Source organism: Streptomyces cyaneus (genome assembly GCF_004028635.1).
GTDB classification, from domain to species: Bacteria; Actinomycetota; Actinomycetes; order Streptomycetales; family Streptomycetaceae; genus Streptomyces; species Streptomyces cyaneus.
The window spans coordinates 604,212-625,218 of record NZ_RQJW01000006.1; the positions used below are offsets into that span (position 1 = coordinate 604,212).

The 21,007-nt window shown below is 70.2% G+C and carries 18 protein-coding genes; 10 read left to right on the forward strand and 8 right to left on the reverse strand.

Annotation, left to right across the window (positions count from 1 at the left end; all coding sequences use genetic code 11):
• Position 1 precedes the first annotated feature (1 nt).
• From EHO50_RS45200 to EHO50_RS24945, 3 genes are all read right to left on the reverse strand, one after another.
• On the reverse strand, positions 2–250 hold the full coding sequence (locus tag EHO50_RS45200; RefSeq protein ID WP_246101392.1) for a hypothetical protein: 249 nt from the start codon (positions 248–250) through the stop codon (positions 2–4).
• A complete protein-coding gene (locus tag EHO50_RS24940) occupies positions 247–759 on the reverse strand; it encodes a sigma factor-like helix-turn-helix DNA-binding protein (RefSeq protein WP_246101394.1) in 513 nt (170 codons plus the stop codon). The genes EHO50_RS45200 and EHO50_RS24940 overlap by 4 nt, the downstream gene beginning before the upstream one ends.
• A gap of 603 nt (positions 760–1,362) precedes the next feature.
• Positions 1,363–1,869, reverse strand: a complete 507-nt coding sequence (locus EHO50_RS24945) for a MarR family winged helix-turn-helix transcriptional regulator (protein WP_181449694.1) — start codon at positions 1,867–1,869, stop codon at positions 1,363–1,365.
• Between the two features lie 163 nt (positions 1,870–2,032).
• Between EHO50_RS24945 and ilvA the strand changes: the two genes are divergently transcribed.
• The 3 genes from ilvA to EHO50_RS24960 all read left to right on the forward strand — a co-directional run bounded on the left by ilvA (position 2,033) and on the right by EHO50_RS24960 (position 5,309).
• The gene (ilvA, locus tag EHO50_RS24950; protein ID WP_128433379.1) at positions 2,033–3,262 is read left to right on the forward strand and encodes a threonine ammonia-lyase; all 1,230 of its coding nucleotides are present in this window, start codon (positions 2,033–2,035) and stop codon (positions 3,260–3,262) included.
• 215 nt (positions 3,263–3,477) lie between these two features.
• Complete coding sequence (locus tag EHO50_RS24955) at positions 3,478–4,455, forward strand: ATP-binding cassette domain-containing protein (RefSeq protein WP_128433380.1); 978 nt, start codon at positions 3,478–3,480, stop codon at positions 4,453–4,455.
• Positions 4,452–5,309, forward strand: coding sequence for an ABC transporter permease (locus EHO50_RS24960; RefSeq protein ID WP_128433381.1), 858 nt, complete (start codon positions 4,452–4,454; stop codon positions 5,307–5,309). Before EHO50_RS24955 ends, EHO50_RS24960 begins: the two co-directional genes overlap by 4 nt.
• A 110-nt stretch (positions 5,310–5,419) precedes the next feature.
• On the opposite strand, the gene greA is transcribed toward EHO50_RS24960, so the two are convergent.
• Both greA and EHO50_RS24970 read right to left on the reverse strand, forming a co-directional pair.
• Positions 5,420–5,920, reverse strand: a complete 501-nt coding sequence (gene greA / locus EHO50_RS24965) for a transcription elongation factor GreA (RefSeq protein WP_128433382.1) — start codon at positions 5,918–5,920, stop codon at positions 5,420–5,422.
• Between the two features lie 233 nt (positions 5,921–6,153).
• Positions 6,154–6,552: a DUF4307 domain-containing protein gene (locus EHO50_RS24970; protein WP_128433383.1), complete on the reverse strand. Its 399-nt coding sequence runs from the start codon at positions 6,550–6,552 to the stop codon at positions 6,154–6,156.
• Between the two features lie 168 nt (positions 6,553–6,720).
• Between EHO50_RS24970 and mca the strand changes: the two genes are divergently transcribed.
• Together mca and EHO50_RS24980 are read left to right on the forward strand one after the other, a co-directional pair.
• Positions 6,721–7,581, forward strand: coding sequence for a mycothiol conjugate amidase Mca (gene mca / locus EHO50_RS24975; protein ID WP_164904938.1), 861 nt, complete (start codon positions 6,721–6,723; stop codon positions 7,579–7,581).
• Entirely contained in the window at positions 7,574–7,837 is a 264-nt protein-coding gene (locus EHO50_RS24980) for a hypothetical protein (RefSeq protein WP_164904928.1), read from the forward strand. The genes mca and EHO50_RS24980 overlap by 8 nt, the downstream gene beginning before the upstream one ends.
• Positions 7,838–7,969: 132 nt before the next feature.
• Here EHO50_RS24980 and EHO50_RS24985 read toward each other — a convergent pair whose 3' ends face one another.
• Together EHO50_RS24985 and EHO50_RS24990 are read right to left on the reverse strand one after the other, a co-directional pair.
• On the reverse strand, positions 7,970–11,170 hold the full coding sequence (locus tag EHO50_RS24985) for a tetratricopeptide repeat protein (RefSeq protein WP_128433386.1): 3,201 nt from the start codon (positions 11,168–11,170) through the stop codon (positions 7,970–7,972).
• Positions 11,171–11,286: 116 nt separating this feature from the next.
• Positions 11,287–11,538 (reverse strand): hypothetical protein, encoded by a 252-nt coding sequence (locus EHO50_RS24990; RefSeq protein ID WP_128433387.1) that lies wholly within the window; start codon positions 11,536–11,538, stop codon positions 11,287–11,289.
• Here EHO50_RS24990 and EHO50_RS24995 point away from each other — a divergent pair.
• From EHO50_RS24995 to EHO50_RS25015, 5 genes are all read left to right on the forward strand, one after another.
• Positions 11,537–13,570: a thioredoxin domain-containing protein gene (locus EHO50_RS24995; protein WP_128433388.1), complete on the forward strand. Its 2,034-nt coding sequence runs from the start codon at positions 11,537–11,539 to the stop codon at positions 13,568–13,570. The genes EHO50_RS24990 and EHO50_RS24995 overlap by 2 nt on opposite strands.
• Before the next feature lie 191 nt (positions 13,571–13,761).
• Complete coding sequence (locus tag EHO50_RS25000; RefSeq protein WP_128433389.1) at positions 13,762–15,039, forward strand: glycosyltransferase; 1,278 nt, start codon at positions 13,762–13,764, stop codon at positions 15,037–15,039.
• On the forward strand, positions 15,036–16,685 hold the full coding sequence (locus tag EHO50_RS25005; protein WP_128433390.1) for an ArnT family glycosyltransferase: 1,650 nt from the start codon (positions 15,036–15,038) through the stop codon (positions 16,683–16,685). The genes EHO50_RS25000 and EHO50_RS25005 overlap by 4 nt, the downstream gene beginning before the upstream one ends.
• Entirely contained in the window at positions 16,682–17,872 is a 1,191-nt protein-coding gene (locus EHO50_RS25010; RefSeq protein ID WP_128433391.1) for a glycosyltransferase, read from the forward strand. The genes EHO50_RS25005 and EHO50_RS25010 overlap by 4 nt, the downstream gene beginning before the upstream one ends.
• Complete coding sequence (locus EHO50_RS25015) at positions 17,869–20,268, forward strand: galactose oxidase early set domain-containing protein (RefSeq protein ID WP_128433392.1); 2,400 nt, start codon at positions 17,869–17,871, stop codon at positions 20,266–20,268. The genes EHO50_RS25010 and EHO50_RS25015 overlap by 4 nt, the downstream gene beginning before the upstream one ends.
• Here the strand turns inward: EHO50_RS25015 and EHO50_RS25020 are convergent.
• Complete coding sequence (locus tag EHO50_RS25020; protein ID WP_128433393.1) at positions 20,265–20,999, reverse strand: Mut7-C RNAse domain-containing protein; 735 nt, start codon at positions 20,997–20,999, stop codon at positions 20,265–20,267. The genes EHO50_RS25015 and EHO50_RS25020 overlap by 4 nt on opposite strands.
• Positions 21,000–21,007: the final 8 nt, after the last annotated feature.

Below are 21,007 nucleotides of genomic sequence, written 5' to 3' on the forward strand. Positions count from 1 at the left end.
TTCACCAGCCCGTCAGTGGTGGAGTCGTCTCCGACGGCGGCTCCACCCACGGCTGGGCCAGCAGCGCCCACACCACGAACGTCACCGTCGCGGCGAACAGCAGCAGCCACATCAGGCGTACGGCGGCCGTCCTGCGGCGCAGCATGCGGCCACCGCGCCGCACGACCTCCGCATACAGCTCCGGCGGCACCGACGGCGGCGTGCGCTCCATGATCCGCCGTGCGGCCGCCTCACGTTCGATGCGATTCACGGCGACGCCACCTTCGCTTCGAGCACGGTCGGTGCGGGTCCCCGCGGCGGATGCAGCAGGGTCGCCGTCGCCCGGTCGCAGATCGCGTGGACACGCTCCGTGGGCAGACCGAGCAGGGCCGCCGCCTGTTCCTCCGCGACCCCCTCGTACAGCCGCAGCACCAGGATCAGGCGTTCCTGCGGGGAGAGCCGGGCGAGCGGGCTGTCGGGGTGCGGGCGGGTCCGGCCGAGGGCGCCCAGGCTGCCGTACTGATGCCAGGCGGCTCGGGAGAAGCGGGTGGCCAGGTACTGCCGGGCGCGGTCATAGGGGTCCTCGCCGCGCAGCCGGTCCCAGCACGCGTACGTGTGCGCGAGGGACAGCGTCAGCAGGCGCCGCGCGCGCGGGTTGTCGTCCGGGGGCTCCGCGGTGAGCAGCGTGGCGGCATGCAACAGCCGCCCTGCCGCGCCCGCGACAAACGCCTCGAACTCCCGGCCCCGGCGAGCATCCTGGGCCGCACGCCGTCGTCCCACCGAGCCCCTCCCGCCTGAACGCCCTGAGGAACCGGCCCCCGCAGAAGGGGCCCCGGTTTCATATGAGGCCAGCGACAGCCCGGGGTCAAGAGCCGGGAGCGGCACCCATCCTGGAATGCCCGAGCCGGTAGGCATCCCCGAGTTGGGGGCTTCGCTTCTGGACGCCGGCCCCGGCAATTCAGCCTGTCCGGCGTTTGAGGACGAGGCTGTCACCGTCCCGATCCCCCGCCCACCCGCTGGGGGCTCTGCGCCACGCCGACGGTCACATCCCGACGCAGGCCCGGGCATTCCAGCCCGTCCGGCGTTTGAGGACGAGGCCCCTTCAGGGCCGAAGCGGGGGTCTGGGGGCGGCAGCCCCCAGGATGCGGGGTCGAAGGGGCGGCAGCCCCTGGAGGACGGGACGGGTAGGGGCGGCGGGGGCGAGATCCGATGGGCCTCTGTCGCGCCGTCGGCGAAGCACCCCCACCGAATCGCGCTCCTCAGACGCCCCGCCAGTCAGAAGCGCCCCGCTAGTCAGCAGCCCCGCTCCACAAAGCCCCGCTCCACAAAGCCCCGCTCCACAAAGCCCGCTTCACAGAGCCCCGCTCCAAAGACCGCCGTCCCTCAAGACGCCGTAGGCGACTCCGCGCCCGCGATCCCCTGCGCCGCCATCCGCGAGGACAACGCGGTGTTGAAGCGAGTAAGGAGCGTGCAGAACGCCTCGCGCTCCTCCGGCGCCCAGTCGTGCGTCAGCTCGGCCATCAACTGACGCCGGGACGAACGCACTTCCTCCAGCCGCGACTGCCCGCGCGGCGACAGCTGGAGCACCACCGCGCGCCCGTCCTCAGGATGCGAGGTCCGCTTGACGAGCCCCGTGTCGACGAGCGGCGCCACCTGCCGGGTGACCGTCGACGAGTCGATCCCCATGCTCGCGGCGAGCGCCTTGACGCCCATGGGACCTTCCTTGTCGAGGCGGTTGAGCAGCAGGTATGCGGCTCGGTCCATGGAGTTGCGCACCTGCCCGACCCCACCGAGCCGGGTCTGTTCGGCACGACGGGCGAACACCGCCACCTCGTGCTGCAGCGTGTCGAGGAGACCGCTGTCAGCGACGGTCGTCATGTCCATCGACATTTCAGGTGTTGTGGGCATGGCCGGGGGCTCACTTCATGAAGGGGGTGCTGGGTTGGGGGACAGGGTACGCGGCCCGGACGCGGGGTGTACCGGCGCTGCGCAAACACATCTCGGTGCTTGGTCACACCAGGGCCTCGCGCCTGTGAACTGCGAGACTTGAGTCATGAGCTACAGCACGGCTGACTCCTTGCCTCCCGTCACGCTCGACGACGTACGCGGCGCCCAGAAGATGCTGACGGGCGTGGCGCGGGTGACGGCGATGGAGGGCAGCAGGCACCTGTCCCAGCTGGTGGGCGCGCCGGTGCACTTCAAGTGCGAGAACCTCCAGCGGACGGGATCGTTCAAGCTGCGCGGCGCATATGTCCGCATCGCCGGGCTGCTCCCGGAGGAGCGCGCGGCGGGGGTCGTGGCCGCCAGCGCCGGCAACCACGCGCAGGGCGTCGCCCTGGCGTCGTCGCTGCTCGGCGTGCGCTCCACGGTGTTCATGCCGAAGGGCGCCCCGCTGCCGAAGATCAGCGCCACGAGGGACTACGGCGCCGAGGTGCGCCTGCACGGCCAGGTGGTCGACGAGACGCTGGCCGCCGCACAGGAGTACGCGGCCGAGACGGGCGCGGTGTTCATCCACCCCTTCGACCACTCGGACATCATCGCGGGCCAGGGCACGGTCGGCCTGGAGATCCTCGAGCAGTGCCCGGAGGTGCGGACCATCGTCGTCGGCATCGGCGGCGGAGGGCTCGCGGCCGGCATCGCGACGGCGGTGAAGGCGCTGCGGCCCGACGTGCGGATCGTGGGCGTACAGGCGGCGGGCGCGGCGGCGTACCCGCCCTCGCTCGCGGCCGGGCGCCCGGTCGCGGTCGACAACCCGGCGACGATGGCCGACGGAATCAAGGTCGGCCGGCCCGGTGACGTGCCGTTCCGGATCATCGGCGACCTGGTGGACGAGGTCCGCACGGTCACCGAGGACGAACTGGCCACCGCCCTGCTGCTGTGCCTGGAGCGGGCCAAGCTGGTCGTCGAACCGGCCGGCGCGAGCCCGGTCGCGGCGCTGCTGAGCGACCCCGGCGCCTTCGAGGGCCCGGTCGTCGCGGTGCTGTCCGGCGGCAATGTCGACCCGGTGCTGCTCCAGCGTGTCCTGCGGCACGGCATGGCCGCGCAGGGCCGCTACCTGGCCGTACGGCTGCGCCTGACGGACCGGCCGGGCGCGCTCGCCACGCTTCTCGGGGTGTTGTCAGTGGTGGACGCTAACGTCCTCGATGTGAGCCACGTACGGACCGACCCTCGGCTCGGGCTCACGGAGGCGGAGGTCGAGCTGCACCTGGAGACGAAGGGCACCGCGCACTGCGTCGAGGTCGGCCAGGCCCTGCGCGAGGCGGGCTACACGGTCATCGGCTGAGACGCGAGGCCCTAGGCGCGAGGCGCCGGCGGGCGAAAGCCCAGGTCGCACGCCCTTTGTCACTCGTTCGGGTAATTCCATTGAGAGACGCGATACATCGCGTTATGGTGTGTCTCGTATCCCCGCCGCACCGCTGAGCAATGGCGTGCTGCTAGCGGAACGAAAAGTGCAAACCCTAGGCTTTCCGAAGTTTCCCCGACGACGTGGAGATTCATATGCCAGGCGCCATCTATGCCGAAGGCCTGGTGAAGACCTTCGGTGACGTAAGGGCTCTGGACGGCGTCGACCTCGATGTCCCCGAGGGCACGGTCCTCGGTCTGCTCGGGCCGAACGGCGCGGGCAAGACGACGACCGTCCGCTGTCTGACCACCCTGTTGCGCCCCGACAGCGGCTCGGCGGTCGTCGCGGGCATCGACGTCCTCAAACATCCCGACGCCGTACGCCGCTCCATCGGCCTGTCCGGCCAGTTCGCGGCGGTCGACGAGTACCTCACCGGCCGCGAGAACCTGCAGATGGTCGGCCAGCTCTACCAGATGAAGGCGAAGGCGGCGAAGGCTCGCGCGGTCGAACTGCTGGACCAGTTCGACCTCGCCGACGCCGCCGACCGCCCCACCAAGACCTACTCCGGCGGCATGCGCCGCCGCCTCGACCTCGCGGCCGCCCTGGTGGTCTCACCGCCCGTGATGTTCATGGACGAGCCGACGACCGGCCTCGACCCGCGCAACCGTCAGCTGCTGTGGGAGGTCATAAAGCGGCTGGTCTCGGGCGGTACGACGCTGCTGCTGACCACCCAGTACCTCGAAGAGGCCGACCACCTCGCGCACGAGATCGCCGTGGTCGATCACGGACATGTCATCGCCAAGGGCACCTCCGACCAGCTCAAGGCCCGCACCGGCGGCGAGCGCGTCGAGGTCGTGGTGCACGAGCGCGAGCACATCCAGCCCGCCTCCGAGGTGCTCCGCGGCTTCGGCAAGGGGGACACCACGGTCGAGGACCACATGCGCAAGCTCACCGTGCCCGTGACCGGTGGCGCCAAGCTCCTCGCCGAGGTCATCCGCGAGCTCGACACCCGCGGCATCGAGATCGACGACATCGGGCTGCGCCGCCCGACCCTCGACGACGTGTTCCTGTCCCTGACAGGACACCTGGCCGAGGCGAAGGACGAGGAGAACGGCAAGGAGGCCGTCAAATGAGTTCCCTCACCGACGCGGTGCGGGTCGCACCGGCCGCCAACCCGGTCAGCCAGTCCGTCCGGGACTCGATCGTGGTCGCCAAACGCAACCTCATCCGGATGTCCCGGATCCCCGAGATGATCATCTACGGGCTGATCCAGCCGATCATGTTCGTGGTGCTGTTCACCTACGTCTTCGGCGGCTCCATGCAGATCGGAAGCAGCACCAGCGCCGTCGACTACAAGAACTTCCTGATGGCGGGCATCTTCGCGCAGACCGTCACCTTCGCCACCGCCAGTTCCGGTGCGGGCATCGCCGACGACATGCACAAGGGGCTCATCGACCGCTTCCGCTCGCTGCCGATGGCCAGGGGCGCGGTGCTGACCGGGCGCACCTTCGCCGACCTCGTCCAGACCGCTTTGACCCTGGTCGTCCTGGCCGTGGTCGCCCTGCTGGTCGGCTGGCGCATCGGCTCGGACGGAAGCACCAACGCCGGCAGGGTGCTGGGGGCCTTCGGGCTGCTGCTCCTGCTCGGGTATGCGTTCACCTGGATCGGTGCCCTGATCGGCATGTCCGTCCGTACGCCCGAGGCGGCCACGTCCAGCGGGCTGATCTGGCTCTTCCCGGTCACCTTCATCTCGAACGCGTTCGTGGACACCAGCCACATGACCCCATGGCTGCGGCACATCGCCGAGTGGAATCCCTTCAGCGCCACCGTGCAGGCCTGCCGTGTGCTGTTCGCCAACCCGGGTCAGTCACCGTCGGACGCCTGGCCCATGCAGCACCCGGTCTGGGCCTCGCTGATCTACTCGGTCCTGATCATCGTGATATTCCGCACCCTCGCGGTACGGAAGTACCGCTCGGCGACGGCGTGACGACCTCCGCTGCGACGAACCCCCTGGCGTGACGAAACCCCCGGCGCCACGTGGGCGCCGGGGGCTCGTCAAGGACATGCCGGGCGGGTTCGACCGCCGCACGGTCCCGGTCAGCCGCTGTAGGGCTCGGCCTTCAGGATCGTCACCGAGGCCTTCTTGCCGTTCGGCAGCTCGTACTCCGCGTCCTCGCCGACCTTGTGGCCGATCACGCCGGAACCCAGCGGGGACTGCGGGGAGTACGTCTCGATGTCGGCGCTCGCGTACTCGCGCGAGGCGAGCAGGAAGGTGAGCGTGTCGTCCTCGTCGCCGTCGAAGGCGATCGTCACGACCATGCCGGGCGCGACCGCACCGTCAGCCGAGGCCGGTGCCTCGCCGACCTTGGCGTTCTCCAGGAGCTGGGTCAGCTGGCGCACTCGGAGCTCCTGCTTGCCCTGCTCCTCCTTGGCCGCGTGGTACCCGCCGTTCTCGCGCAGGTCGCCCTCCTCGCGCGCGGCCGCGATCTTGGCGGCGATCTCCGTGCGCGCAGGACCAGACAGGTACTCCAGCTCGGCCTTGAGCTGGTTGTACGCCTCCTGGGTCAGCCAGGTGACGTTCTCGCTGGTCTGGGTCACAGGTGCTCCTCGTAGGTACTGGGAATACAAAGCATCGCCCTACCCAGAAGGATGTTCCTTCACGGATGGGCGAAACCACGAGCCTAACAATTCAATGCCCGAAGGGGGAGGACATAAGCCATCAGAATCACGTCAACGCAGGTCAGCGCCTATGGATTCCGGGCGAAGGCGGTCGATGTCGACCAGGTTCAGTCGGTTTTGGTCGGCGGTCGGTCGGCGTCGGTCGAGGGGGGTCAGTCGGCGTGGCAGCCGAGCAGCTCGGCCGTGGTCCCCTGGGACGTCGTACGGAGCGTGACGACCTTGTCGATCCGGGTGGCGTCACCGTCGAAGCGGAAGTCCGCCCGGCCGACCTCGGCGCCGCTCTCCGCCTGGGAGCGCAGGGTGCAGTAGCCGGAGGCACCGGCGTCCTTGCGGACCTCCAGGTGGACCTTCACCGCGTCCTTGCCGGCGTCGAACTCGATCACCTCGGCGCTGATCTTGTTCTGGCCGACGTAGTGGTAACCGAGGTAGCCGACCAGCGCCAGCAGTGCCACCCCGAGGGCGGCGCCCACGACCTTGAGCGTGCGGTCGGAGCGCGCGTCCGAGGAGCGGCCGTAGCGGCCCTCGGGCAGCCGCGTGCTCGCCGTACTCATGATCGTCCTCTCGGCAGGGGCGGGACGGATCTCCCAAAAGGGGCCTGCGGGCCGTACCCCGGAATTATCCGCCCCCCGATTCGGTCACTATAGAAGCCGCCGATCGCGCCGGTTCACACCGGGCGCCGACTTACTGAGGATTGAGTCTTGACTGACCAGTTGCGACTGATGGCTGTCCACGCCCACCCCGACGACGAGTCGAGCAAGGGCGCGGCGACCATGGCGAAGTACGTGTCCGAGGGGGTGGACGTGCTGGTCGTGACCTGCACGGGTGGGGAGCGCGGCTCCATCCTCAATCCCAAGCTGCAGGGCGACAAGTACATCGAGGAGCACATCCACGAGGTACGCAAGAAGGAGATGGACGAGGCCCGCGAGATCCTCGGCGTCAGCCAGGAGTGGCTCGGCTTCGTCGACTCCGGTCTGCCCGAGGGCGACCCGCTCCCCCCGCTTCCCGAGGGCTGCTTCGCCCTGGAGGACGTCGACAAAGCGGCCGGCGAGCTGGTGAAGCAGATCCGCTCCTTCCGTCCGCAGGTGATCACCACCTACGACGAGAACGGCGGTTACCCGCACCCCGATCACATCATGACCCACAAGATCTCGATGGTGGCGTTCGAGGGCGCGGCGGACACCGAGAAGTACCCGGAGGCGGAGTACGGGCCCGCGTACCAGCCGCAGAAGCTCTACTACAACCAGGGCTTCAACCGCCCCCGCACCGAGGCGCTGCACCACGCCATGCTCGACCGCGGCCTGGAGTCGCCGTACGGGGATTGGCTCAAGCGCTGGGACGAGTTCGAGCGCACCGAGCGCACGATCACCACGCACGTTCCGTGCGCCGACTTCTACGAGATCCGCGACAAGGCCCTGATCGCGCACGCCACCCAGATCGACCCGGACGGCGGCTGGTTCCGCGTCCCGATGGAGCTCCAGAAGGAGGTCTGGCCGACGGAGGAGTACGAGCTGGCGAAGTCCCTCGTCGATACCTCCCTCCCCGAGGACGACCTCTTTGCGGGCATCCGCGACAATGCCTGACATGAGCGCAAGCGCAAGCCTGGCAATGACACAGCTCGCCACCCTCGCCAAGGAGGTGGACGAGGACAAGGTCACCCCCGGTGTCCTCGGCTTCATCATCTTCGCGGTGATGGCGCTGGCGGTGTGGGGCCTGATGAAGTCCATGAACCGCCACATGAGCAAGGTCGACTTCAAGGAGGCCCCGGACCCGAAGGCGGACGCCGGGGACGCCCAGGACAGCACGGCCTCCGGCACGGCGAAGTCGCAGCGGGGCTGACGGGCGGACGGCTGGGCGCCGGCGGGCACGCTCCGTTACAGACGGGTGTGACGGAACCGTACGGATCGACGATCCGCCGGGCCTGCGCCCGCCGACGTTCGCGAGGCCTGCGCCCGCCGACGTTGCGCGGGCCTACGTCCCGGCCGCGACGCCCACCCCCATCACCTCGCGCGCATGTCGGTTGGGCACCATGCCGAGCCGCCAGGCCTGCCACCCCTCCTCCAGGTTCACCCCGCGCTCCAGCAGGAGCAGATACGCCTCGACGTAGTCGTTCAGCTTCCCGTCCCGCAGCGCATGCCCGGCGCGCCCGAGCTGGGCCAGCTCCTCCTGCGCCACAGCCGACCCGACCTCGACACCCCCCGGCGCCGCATACGGCAGCAACGTGCAGCGCAGGAAGCGGGCCCAGTCCTCGCCTCTGCGGTCGCCGTAGGACGCGAACAGAGCGACCGCGTCGTCGCACAGGGCCAGCGCCTGCTGGGTGCGGGTGTTCCCGGCGTCCACCACCGCCAGCTCCAGGCATGTCCATGCCTCGCCGTGTGCCACGCCGATGCGCTGGAAGTCGGCGCGGGCGTCGACCAGGAGCTGGCGTGCGAAACCGGAGTTGCGCAGGGAGCCCGTCTGGGCCGCCCGCTGGTCCCGCGTCACCCGCGCCGAGTGGTGCCGGGCGCACGCCAGGCCGTAGACGTCCCGCATGCGGGAGAACATCGTGCGGGAACGTTCCAGCTCCCGTACCGCGAGGTCCAGGTTGCCCGTCTCCTCCAGGGCCTGGCCCAGGTAGTAGACGGACCACGCCTCTCCGCGCGCGTCCTCGTTGTCGCGGTGGTGGGAGGCCGCCTGGCGCAGGCCGTCCACCGCCGGGGACGGGTCACCGGCGACCAGGCGGGCGCGGGCGAGCTGGGTCATCGCCCAGGCCTCGCCGCGGGCGTCGCGGGTGCGGCCGTACAGCTCCAGGGCCGTCCGCAGCTCCGACTCCGCGCGCGGTACGTCGCCCATGCGCAGGGACAGCTGGCCGAGCTGGAAGTGGGCCCAGGCCTCGCCGTGGATCGACTCGCCCGCGTGGTGCAGGGCGAGGGAGTCGGTCAGGAGGTCCAGTGACTCGGAGATGCGGCCGCGGTCGCGTTCCACCGCCGCCAGCGCGTGCATCGTCCAGGCGCGGTCCGTCGCCAGGGCGGGGGCCGACTGCAGCTCCAGGGCCTCGCGGAGCTTGGTCGCCGCCTCGGTGAGATTGCCCTGGTGATGCAGCGTGATGCCGAGGGAGCACAGGGCGCGGGCCGCGCCGGCGTCGTGGTTGGCCTCCATGTAGAGGTCGACCACCGAGGTCAGGGTCGTGCGGGCCTTGTCCAGTTCGCCGAGCTGGCGGGCCGCGATGCCGGTGCGCCACTGCACCGAGCGGACCAGCAGGCCCTGGTCCACGGCCTGCGCCAGCTCGCTGATCTCGCCCAGCCGGTAGAGGTCGCCGCGCAGCAGGCAGTAGTCGCACAGCGCGCCCAGCAGGTTGAGGACCGCCGCCTGGTTCACGTCCTCCGCGTGCCGCAGGGCCGCCGTGATGAAGCTCGACTCGTCGTCCAGCCAGCGCAGCGCGTCGTCCAGCGAGGTGAAGCCGTGCGGGCTGAAGCGGTCCGAGCGGGTCGACATGTTGCCGTCGACCAGGCGAAGGACGGAGTCGGCGAGGTCGGCGTAGTTCACGATCAGCCGTTCCTGTGCCGCCGTACGCTCCGACGGCTCCTCCTCGTCGAGGAGGCGCGCGTGGGCGAAGGCGCGGACCAGGTCGTGCAGGCGGTAGCGGTTGCCGCGGACGTGGTCGATCAGGCCCGACCGGGACAGGGCCGCCAGGTGGCGGGTCGCCTCCGCCTCGTCCGTGGCCAGCAGCGATGCCGCCGCTGCCGCGCCCAGCGAGGCCCGGCCCGCCAGGGCGAGCCTGCGCAGCAGGCGCCTCGCCGACTCCGACTGGTCGGTGTAGCGCAGCCACAGCACCCGCTCGATCGGCTCCACCGGGCCGTACGCACCCAGGTCCGTCGCCAGCGTGCGCGGTGAACGCGGCCCCAGCGACGAGCCCGCGATGCACAGCGCCAGCGGCAGCCCGCCGCACAACTCCCGTATCCGGTCGGCCGATTCGGCGTCGTAGGGCCCCGAGGAATCCTGCGCCGCCGCGCTCAGCAGCTCCTCCGCGCCGGCCGCGTCCAGCGACTCCACCGGCAGCTGGTGCACCCAGGCGGCGAGATCGGCGGGCAGGTCGAGGGGCTCGCGGGCGGTGACCAGGACCAGGCTGTCGGAGCGCTCGGGAACGAGGGTGCGGACCTGCTCCGGGTCCGAGGCGTCGTCCAGTACGACGGTGACCGGGAGGCCGGTGAGGTGCTGGTGGTAGAGCTCGCTCAGCCGCTTGACCTGCTGGTCCGCCGAGGAGCGCTCGCGGAACAGGAGCTGCTCGCGCGGGGCGCCCAGCCGGTTCAGCAGATGCAGCAGCGCGTCCCGGGTGGACAGGGGAGGCTCCTCCGCGGTGTCGCCGCGCAGGTCCACCACGCACGCACCGCGGAACTGGTCCTTCAGGTCGTGGGCCGCACGGACCGCCAATGCCGTACGACCACTGCCGGGCGTCCCGTGCAGCACGACGACCGTCGGCTTCGTCTCCGTACTCGCGCGTGCCGCCTGCACCCACTGCCGGATACGGGCCATCTCCTGCCTACGGCCCGCGAACGGGCCCACCGGCTCCGGGAGTTGACCGAACGACTGCTCCAGCACACTGCGCCCACGGGCCGCCGCACTCTTGTCCGCGCCCTTCAGCCGGGGCCCGGGCTTCTTCGGACCGGTGGACGCGCTCAGCACCCGCTGCTGGTCGAGGAAGGGACGGATGCCCCGTACCTCCAGCGCCGTCAGCCACTGCAGCCGCAGCTGTTGCGGGCCGCCGGGCTGGCCCACGGCACCTGCGCGATGATGCGCGGCCGGCAGATGCGTGCCGGCCACCTTCACGACCGTCGCCGCCGCGCCCACGACACCGACGGTCACGCCCGCGCCCACCGCGGTGCCCGTGCCCGTGCCGAGCGCCAGGTCGGTGACGACGGCCGCGAGCGCCGCGACGCCCGCCACCATCAGCGGCGTACTGCCGCCCTCCCGCGCGAACCGCTGCCCGAACGTCAGCCGGCCGGCCTCCGCCTCGTCCAGTGCGCGCGTATACGCCTCGTACTCCTCGGCCGCCGTCTGCGCCATGGCGTCCAACGCCCCGCGCGCCCGTGACATCAGTACCTGTCCGTCGGTGCGCCCGCCCGAGCGCCGCACTTCCTCCTCCACGGCCCGGGCCAACAGCCGCTCGGCATCGGTCCGATGGCTGTCTCGCATTTGGCCTCCCCCTGGCCTTCAAGGCCAGGATTCCAGGCGGCTTTGCCGCTCGGTGGTTCCTGCTTCATCACCCACTGCCCCGGCTTGCGGGGACTTACGCGGGCTCCACAGGCGTTTTACCTCTCCGCAAGCCCTGCGGCGAGGAGTCCGACCCCTTCGGGCCGCGCAGAATTCCGCACCCCGGCGCCGAGCACAGATGGCGGGTTCATCTTCGGGCCCTTGCGGTCCCCGCGCCGCCAGGAGAAGAAGTGCCACTGACGCTCTTCGGTCTTCTTCCCCGCAGTCATGACCAGCTTTTGCAGCTGGGCGTCGGTGGAGGCGAGGTGCGGACGCGTGATGGCCGGGTACTGCGGCAGGATGGACACCATGCCGAACCGACTGGCGCACGAGACGTCCCCGTACCTCCTTCAGCACGCCGACAACCCGGTCGACTGGTGGCCCTGGTCCGCGGAGGCCTTCGAGGAGGCCCGGAAGCGTAACGTGCCCGTGCTGCTCAGCGTCGGCTACAGCAGCTGCCACTGGTGTCATGTGATGGCCCACGAGTCCTTCGAGGACCAGGAGACCGCCGACTACCTCAACGCCCACTTCGTCAGCGTCAAGGTCGACCGCGAGGAACGCCCCGATGTGGACGCCGTCTACATGGAGGCCGTCCAGGCGGCCACGGGCCAGGGCGGCTGGCCCATGACCGTCTTCCTCACCCCCGACGCCGAGCCCTTCTACTTCGGCACCTACTTCCCGCCCGCCGCCCGGCATGGCATGCCGTCCTTCCGGCAGGTGCTGGAGGGCGTCAGCAGTGCCTGGGCCGACCGGCGCGAGGAGGTCGACGAGGTCGCCGGGAAGATCGTGCGGGACCTCGCCGGGCGGGAGATCTCCTACGGCGGTACCGAGGCGCCCGGTGAGGAGGAGCTCGCCCAGGCGCTGCTCGGGCTCACCCGGGAGTACGACCCGCAGCGGGGCGGGTTCGGCGGCGCGCCCAAGTTTCCGCCGTCCATGGTGATCGAGTTCCTGTTGCGCCACCATGCCAGGACCGGATCCGAGGGCGCCTTGCAGATGGCGCAGGACACCTGCGAGCGGATGGCCCGCGGCGGGATCTACGACCAGCTCGGCGGCGGGTTCGCGCGCTACTCCGTCGACCGCGACTGGGTCGTGCCGCACTTCGAGAAGATGCTCTACGACAACGCCCTGCTCTGCCGCGGCTACGCCCACCTCTGGCGTGCCACGGGCTCGGAGCTGGCCCGGCGGGTCGCCCTGGAGACCGCCGACTTCATGGTGCGCGAACTGCGCACCAACGAGGGCGGATTCGCCTCCGCGCTCGACGCCGACAGCGACGACGGGACGGGCAAGCACGTCGAGGGCGCCTACTACGTCTGGACTCCGCAGCAGCTGCGCGAGGTGCTCGGCGACGACGACGCCGAACTCGCCGCCCACTACTTCGACGTCACCGAGGAAGGCACCTTCGAGCACGGCTCCTCGGTCCTCCAACTCCCGCAGAGCGAGCGCGTGTTCGACGCCGAGAAGGTCGCCTCCGTCAAGGAACGCCTGCTCTCCGCACGGGCCGAGCGCCCCGCCCCCGGCCGGGACGACAAGATCGTCGCCGCCTGGAACGGCCTCGCGATCGCCGCCCTCGCCGAGACCGGCGCCTACTTCGACCGCCCCGACCTGGTGGATGCCGCCCTGGGCGCCGCCGACCTCCTCGTACGGCTGCACCTCGACGACCACGCCCGGCTCGCCCGCACCAGCAAGGACGGCCAGGTCGGCGCCAACGCGGGTGTATTGGAGGACTACGGCGACGTCGCCGAGGGCTTCCTCGCGCTCGCCTCCGTCACCGGTGAGGGCGTCTGGCTGGACTTCGCCGGGTTCCTGCTCGACCACGTCCTGGCCCGCTTCACCGACGAGGAGTCCGGCGCCCTCTACGACACCGCCGCCGACGCCGAGCAGCTGATCCGCCGACCCCAGGACCCCACCGACAACGCCGCCCCCTCCGGCTGGAGTGCCGCGGCCGGTGCCCTGCTGAGCTACGCCGCGCAGACCGGTGCTGAGCCTCATCGCCTCGCCGCCGAGCGGGCGTTGGGGGTCGTGAAGGCCCTCGGCCCGCGCGTCCCCCGCTTCATCGGCTGGGGGCTCGCGGTGGCGGAGGCGAACCTCGACGGGCCGCGTGAGATCGCGGTGGTCGGCCCGTCCCTGTCCGACGAGGGCACAAAAGCACTGCACCGTACGGCGCTCCTCGGCACCGCGCCGGGCGCGGTCGTGGCCGTGGGATCTCCGGAGAGTGACGAGTTTCCGCTCCTCGCCGACCGGCCCCTGCAGCAGGGTCAACCTGCGGCTTACGTCTGTCGAAACTTCACGTGCGATGCCCCGACCACCGATCCGGACCAGTTGCGGACCGCGCTGACCAGCTGAAACGGCTGCGGACAAGGGGCAGTTACGCGACCTGCGTTCGAATTGTTCACTCTCGGGGCTCGTTGTGATGAAACGCGCTCTTCATGGAAACGGCCTGCGGACTTCACAGATCGCCCTTAATGTCTACACAGTTCCGCGACAGATGTGACGCGCTGTCGCGGCAGGGGGCATTGGGGATCTGGGGGGATCTGTTGCTTACGTCTGTCTTCATAGCCGTCGTCTCGCTGGCCTTGTTCTGGATGGCGGCCTTCACATTGTGGTGGCAGATGCACGCGTGGCGTACGCCCGAGGTGCTCGCCTCCACCCGGTTCAGCAGACCGGACGGCGGCGAGCACGTGTCGTTCTCGCTGCTGTTGCCGGCCCGGCACGAACAGGCCGTGCTGGACCACACCATCCAGCGCCTGCTGGAGTCGACCCACACCGACTTCGAGATCATCGTCATCGTCGGGCACGACGACCCGGAGACCGCCGAGGTGGCCGAACGGGCCGCCGCTCGCGACCCGCGGGTCCGTGTCGTCGTCGACACCCACGAGAAGAAGAACAAGCCGAAGGCCATGAACACGGCGCTGCCGCACTGCCGCGGCGACGTCGTCGGGGTCTTCGACGCCGAGGACCAGGTCCACCCGGAGCTCCTCGCGCACGTCGACCACGCGTTCCGCACGACGAAGGCGGACGTGGTCCAGGGCGGGGTCCAGCTGATCAACTTCCACTCCAGCTGGTACAGCCTGCGCAACTGCCTGGAGTACTTCTTCTGGTTCCGGTCGCGACTGCACCTGCACGCGCAGAAGGGGTTCATCCCGCTCGGCGGCAACACCGTCTTCGTACGGACCGATGTGCTGCGGGAAGCCGACGGCTGGGACCCGAACTGCCTCGCCGAGGACTGCGATCTGGGCGTGCGGCTGTCCAGCGTCGGCAAGAAGGTCGTCGTCGCCTACGACTCCGACATGGTGACCAAGGAGGAGACGCCCGGCAGCCTGATGTCGCTGCTGAAGCAGCGCACCCGCTGGAACCAGGGCTTCCTGCAGGTCTACCGGAAGAAGGACTGGAAGCAACTGCCCACCTTCGGGCAGCGGCTGCTCGCCCGGTACACGCTCATGACGCCGTTCATGCAGGCCTTCACCGGGCTCATCATCCCGCTCAACATCGCGATCGCGGTGTTCCTCGACGTGTCCGTGACCGTCGCCTTCATCACCTTCCTGCCGGCCGTCACCGCGCTCGTCACCTTCGTCTTCGAGGTCGTCGGACTGCACGACTTCGGCAAGCAGTACGGGCTGCGCGTCCGCTTCGTCCACTATCTGAAGCTCATCGTGGGCGGTCCCTTCTACCAGGTGCTCCTCGCCGGGGCCGCCGTCCGCGCCGTATGGCGTGAGCAGCGCGGTCAGAACGACTGGGAGCTGACCAGTCATGTGGGCGCACATCTCACCTCCGCCGAAGTGACCCGAGACCTCCGAGAGGACGTCCCTGCGTGACCTCCACCCTTCCCGCGGTGACCACTCCGAAGGTCCCCGCGCAGAGACAACCTGTCCCAGAAACGCGTTCGACCGGCCGAACGGCCCCGCCGAACCGTCTCCGCTCCTCCCGACCCGACCTGATCCTCTGCGGTGCCCTCCTGGTCGCGATCCTCCTCGTGCAGGGCTGGAACATCGCCGACTACCCCACCCTCAGCGACGACGAGGGCACCTACCTCGCCCAGGCCTGGGCGGTCCAGGAGGGCCGGGGCCTCGCCCACTACACGTACTGGTACGACCATCCGCCGCTCGGCTGGATCCAGATAGCCCTGCTGACCTGGATCCCGGCCGCGCTCAGCCCCGAGTCGATGACCGTCGGCACCATGCGCGCCGCGATGCTCGTCATCAGCGCGGTCAGCGCGGCCCTGGTGTACGTGCTCGGGCGGCGGCTGTCCCTGCCGCGCTGGGCGGCCGGGCTCGGCATGGTCCTGTTCGGCCTTTCGCCGCTGTCGGTCGTCCTCCAGCGGGAGATCTTCCTCGACAACCTCGCGGTGATGTGGACGCTGCTCGCCTTCGCCCTCGCCGCCTCCCCGAGCCGCCACCTCTGGCACCACTTCGGCGCCGGCATCGCGGCCGCCACGGCCGTGCTGACCAAGGAGACGATGCTCTTCGTCCTCCCGGCCGTCTTCGTCACCATGTGGCGGCACAGCCACCGCGACACCCGCAAGTTCGCCCTGACCGGCGCCGTCACCGCCTGCGCGCTGATCGGCCTGTCGTATCCGCTCTTCGCCCTGCTGAAGGGCGAGCTGTTCTCCGGCAGCGGGCACGTCTCGCTCTGGGACGGCATCAAGTACCAGATGACCAGGCCCGGTTCGGGCTTCATCCTCGACCAGGGCTCCGGCTCCCACGGCGTCCTGCAGTCCTGGCTCTACTACGACCGCGTCCTCATCCTCGGCGGTCTCGCCGGCGGCCTGCTGCTCCTGGTCACCTGGCGCTGGTCGGTCACCGCCCGGGCATTCGCCGGACCGTCGTGCGCGGTGGTGATCCTCGCCCTGGTGGCCATGCGCCCCAGCGGCTACCTGCCCGCGATGTACGTCATCCAGGCGCTGCCCTTCCTCGCCCTCGTCCTCGCCGGAGGAACCGCCTCCGTCGCCCACGCCGTACTGCGGCGACGGCGCTCCGAGGAGGAGAAGCGGTACGTCACCGGCGGTCGGTACGCCCTGGCGGCCGTCCTCGCCATCGCCGCCGGCGCCTATGTCGTCCCGCGCTGGTACGACGGCGACCGCACCGCCGTCACTGCCGACGCCAACGCGCCCTACCAGGCCGCCTCGAAGTGGCTGGCCACCGAGGTGGCGGACCCCGAGGACACCCGGGTCCTCGTCGACGACGCGCTGTGGCTCGACCTGGTGCACGCGGGGTACGAGCCCGGGCGCGGTGCCATCTGGTTCTACAAGGCCGACCTCGATCCGGCCGTGACGAAGACGATGCCGCGCGGCTGGAAGGACCTCGACTACGTCGTCGCCTCGCCGACGGTACGGCGCGACGCGGTCGACCTGCCCAACGTCAAGGCGGCCATCGAGCACTCGGCGCCGGTCGCCGTCTTCGGCCGCGGCGACGACCGCATCGAGATCCGCCAGATCCAGACAGCCGCCGGAGGCGTGCGATGAGCCAGGAATACACCGCCCCCGGCGCTCCCGGAGAGCTGGGCGATCCGACCGTAGAGGGTGTCGAGGTGCCCGAGCCGGGCGCCGTCACCATCGTCGTACCGACCTTCAACGAGTCGGCGAACGTACGGCAGTTGCTGCACCAGATCACCGAGTCGGTGCCGTCCCGGCTGCCCTGCGAGGTCGTCTTCGTGGACGACTCCACCGACGACACCCCGCAGGTCATCGAGGAGGCCGCCCAGGACTGCCCGTTCCCCGTCACCGTCATCCACCGCGACCAACCCGTCGGCGGGCTCGGCGGCGCGGTCGTCGAGGGCATGAAGGCGGCCGGGTCGGACTGGATCGTCGTCATGGACGGCGACTGCCAGCACCCGCCGTCCCTGGTCCCGGACCTGGTCGCCACCGGCGAGCGGGCGAACGCCGGGCTCGTCGTCGCCTCCCGGTACATCAAGGGCGGCAGCCGGGCCGGGCTCGCGGGCAGCTACCGCGTGGCCGTGTCGCGGGCGGCGACCTGGCTGACCAAGTCCCTCTTCCCGCGCAGGCTGCACGGCATCAGCGACCCGATGAGCGGCTTCTTCGCCATCCGCCGCAGCGACATCACCGCGGAGGCCCTCAAGCCGCTCGGCTACAAGATCCTGCTGGAGCTGGCCGTGCGGAGCCGTCCGCGCGCGGTCACCGAGGTGCCGTTCGTCTTCCAGGAGCGGTTCGCGGGGGAGTCCAAGTCCACGTCGGCGGAGGGGCGGCGCTTCCTGCGCCACCTCGCCGGGCTGCGTACGGCCGACCCGCTGGCCCGGATGGTGGTGTTCGGGCTGATCGGACTGACGGGCTTCGTGCCGAACCTTCTCGCGCTGTGGGCGATGACCCGGGCCGGGCTGCACTACCTCCCCGCGGAGATCGTCGCCAACCAGTTCGGCGTGGCCTGGAACTTCCTGCTCATCGAGAAGCTGCTGTTCCGCGACCGGCGCCGGCACCGCCACTGGGCCGACCGCACGGTCCGGTTCGCGCTGCTCGCCAACGCCGACCTGGTGCTGCGCATCCCGCTGATCGCGCTGCTGGTGGGGCAGTTCGGGCTGGCGGTGCTGCCCGCCACCGCGCTGGCCCTGGTCATCACGTTCGTCCTGCGCTTCGTCGGTACCGAGGCGCTGGTCTATCTGCCGCGCAGGAGCCGCACAGCAAGGAGTACTGCATGAGATCCGGACGGAGAACGGCTCTGTTGGCCCTCATGGGCCTCACCGGGGGCCTCCTCCTCACCTCACCCGAGTCCGCCTCCGCCGCCAACCTCATCAGGAACCCCGGCTTCGAGACCGCCGGCACCGACGACATGCCCTCCTGCTGGAAGAAGTCCGGCTGGGGCGACAACGACTTCACCTTCGAGACGGTGGCCGACGCCCACTCCGGCAGCAAAGCCATGAAGGTCACGCTGACCCGGCGCGTCGAGGGCGACCGCAAGGCGCTGATCACCGAGTCCGCCGAGTGCGCGCCCGTGGTCACCGTGGGAAAGCAGTACGACCTGGGGCTCTGGTACAAGTCGACCACCCCCGACACCTCGATCACCCTCTTCCGGCACGACACCACGGCGGGCTGGCAGTACTGGACCGACCTCAAGACGCTGGAGATGGCGGCGGGTTGGACCGGGGCGACGGTCCGCACGCCCGAGGTGCCCGCCGGCACCGACCGGATCGCCTGGGGCGTCTCCGTCTACGGCACCGGCTCCGTCACCACCGACGACTACACGATGGACCAGGTCGCCGCCCCCGTCCCCGACCCGGTGTGCACGGGCACGGCGCAGGAGTGCGCGAACGGCCGCTGGGACGTGCTGCCGACCCAGAACCCGGTCCGCTCCATGCACTCCGTCGTCCTCAACAACGGCAAGGTGCTGCTGATCGCCGGCTCCGGCAACAGCGAGCAGATGTTCGAGGCGGGTACGTTCACCAGCGCGGTCTACGACCCGCAGAACGGCACGTACAAGCAGATCCCCACGCCCAAGGACATGTTCTGCGCCGGCCACGTCCAGCTCGACGACGGACGCGTGCTCGTGATGAGCGGCAACAAGGCGTATCCGGTGCCGGGCGGGCACGGCTACGAGGGCTACAAGGACTCGTATGTCTTCGACCCGGTCACCGAGACGTACAGCAAGACCAACGACATGAACGACGGCCACTGGTACCCGTCGGCCACGATCCTCGGCAACGGTGACGTGATCTCCTTCGGCGGCCTGAAGGAGGACTCCACCGGCTCGGTGACCGCCGAGCTGTGGTCGGACGCCGAGCAGAAGTGGCTCGAACTCTGGAAGGTCAACCAGACCTGGTCCTACTGGGGCCTGTACCCGTCGATGATCCTCATGCAGGACGGCCGCCTCTTCTACTCCGGCAGCCATGTCTTCGGCAACAACATCCCGGGCACGGGGTCGGCGATCTACGACTACAACGCCAACACGGTCACCCAGATCCCGGGCCTGCAGAACAAGGACGAGCGCGACCAGTCCGCGAGCGTGCTGCTGCCCCCGGCGCAGGACCAGAAAGTCCTCACCCTCGGCGGCGGCAACATCGACTCCAACCCCAACGCGAACCGCCTCACCGACGTCATCGACCTCAAGCAGGCCAACCCGTCCTACGTCGCCGGCCCGCCGCTGCCGCAGGGCACGGTCGACCTGGGCAACGGCAAGGTCGCCCAGACCGGCAACCAGGGCAAGATGTACGTCTCCGCCGTACTCCTGCCCGACGGCAAGGTCCTGGAGACCGGCGGCGCGCTGCACAACCGGGCCGACCCGGTGTACGAGTCGTCGCTGTACGACCCGGCGACCAACACCTTCGACCCGGTGGCCCCCGACCCGGAGGAGCGCGGCTACCACTCCTCGGCGTTCCTGCTCCCCGACGGCCGCGTGATGACGACGGGCGACAACCCGGGCAACGGCTCCTGGAACCACGACGTGTCGATCTACACCCCGCCGTATCTGCTGAAGGGCCCGCGCCCGACGATCACGTCGGTCATCGACACCGAGTGGACGTACGGCGACACCCAGCGGATCACCGTAGACCGGCCGATCGCCAAGGCCGAGCTGATCCGCCCGGCCGCCGTCACCCACTCCTCCGACCCGAACCAGCGGTTCGTCGACCTGCCGCTGTCGGTGGACGGCAACAACGTCGACCTGAACGTGACGAGCAACCCCAACCTGGCCCCGCCCGGCTGGTACATGCTCTTCGCGGTCGACGCCAACGGAGTGCCGTCGGTCGCCAAGTGGGTGCACCTCCAGGGCCCGCAGGCCCTGAGCGCCACGGACGCCTCGCCGCACGTCCATGACTTCGCCGACGGCCTCAAGGGCAAGGTCACGGGCCCGGGCAAGAAGCGGAACTCCCAGAAGGTCAGCCCGACCGTCTCCGGCTGCGACCGGCACTACGGCTCCGCCAACGTCTGCGTCCCGACCGACTTCCCGCCGACCGTGAAGGCGACGACGAAGTCCCGGTGCGACTGGCTGAAGAGGAACGACTACGGCCGCCTGAAGGTCAACGGCAAGGACGACCCGCTGCGGTTGGACCGCAACAGGGACGGAATCGCCTGCGGGAAGGGTGATGTGACCCGGCGCTAGCTCGGGTCGGCGTACTCGGCGAGGGCGCGCTCCACGATGGCCACCAGCTGTTCGTGGTGCGCGCCCTTCCAGTACGCCCGCCCGCACTGCGTGCACTGCGCGAAGACGTCGTACGACCGCTGCGTCCCGCCCTCCAACTGGTCCGCGACCTCGTCCTTGGTGGCCTCTTTGAGCAGGCCGTTGCAGGCGGTGCACCGCGTCCAGGGCTGCAGCTCGGGGCGGAAGCGCTCCAGGACGTCGCGGAGTTGGTCCTCGGGGCGGGTGCTGTAGACGAAAGCGCCGGCCCACAGTTCGCGGCGGCGCAGCAGGCCCCGGTCGCGGCTGAGCATGACCCGCTGTTCGGCGGCCGAGCGGGCGGCGAGCGCCGGGTCGCCGATGTCCGTCGACTCGTACGCCGTGTCCACGCCGAGCAGGCGCAGACGGCGGGCGAGGGTGCCGAGGTGGACGTCGAGCAGGAAGCGCAGGGGAGCGCCGGGCACCCGCTGGGGGCGCTGGACGGGCCGTACGGTCACGGACTCGCCCGGCGCCGGGATGTGCGCCACCGGCACCTCGCGGCCGTCGACGACCAGGGCGCCGACCTCGGTGAGCGGGACGCCGAGGGACTCGACGACATGGCCGAGGGTCGAGACACCGTCGGTGCTCACCTGGGCGGCACCGCCCGCACGCCGTCCGTTCGGCAGGAACAGGCGCAGCTCGGGGGCGAATTCGACGCGGATCTCGGGACCGTTCACCTGGTCAG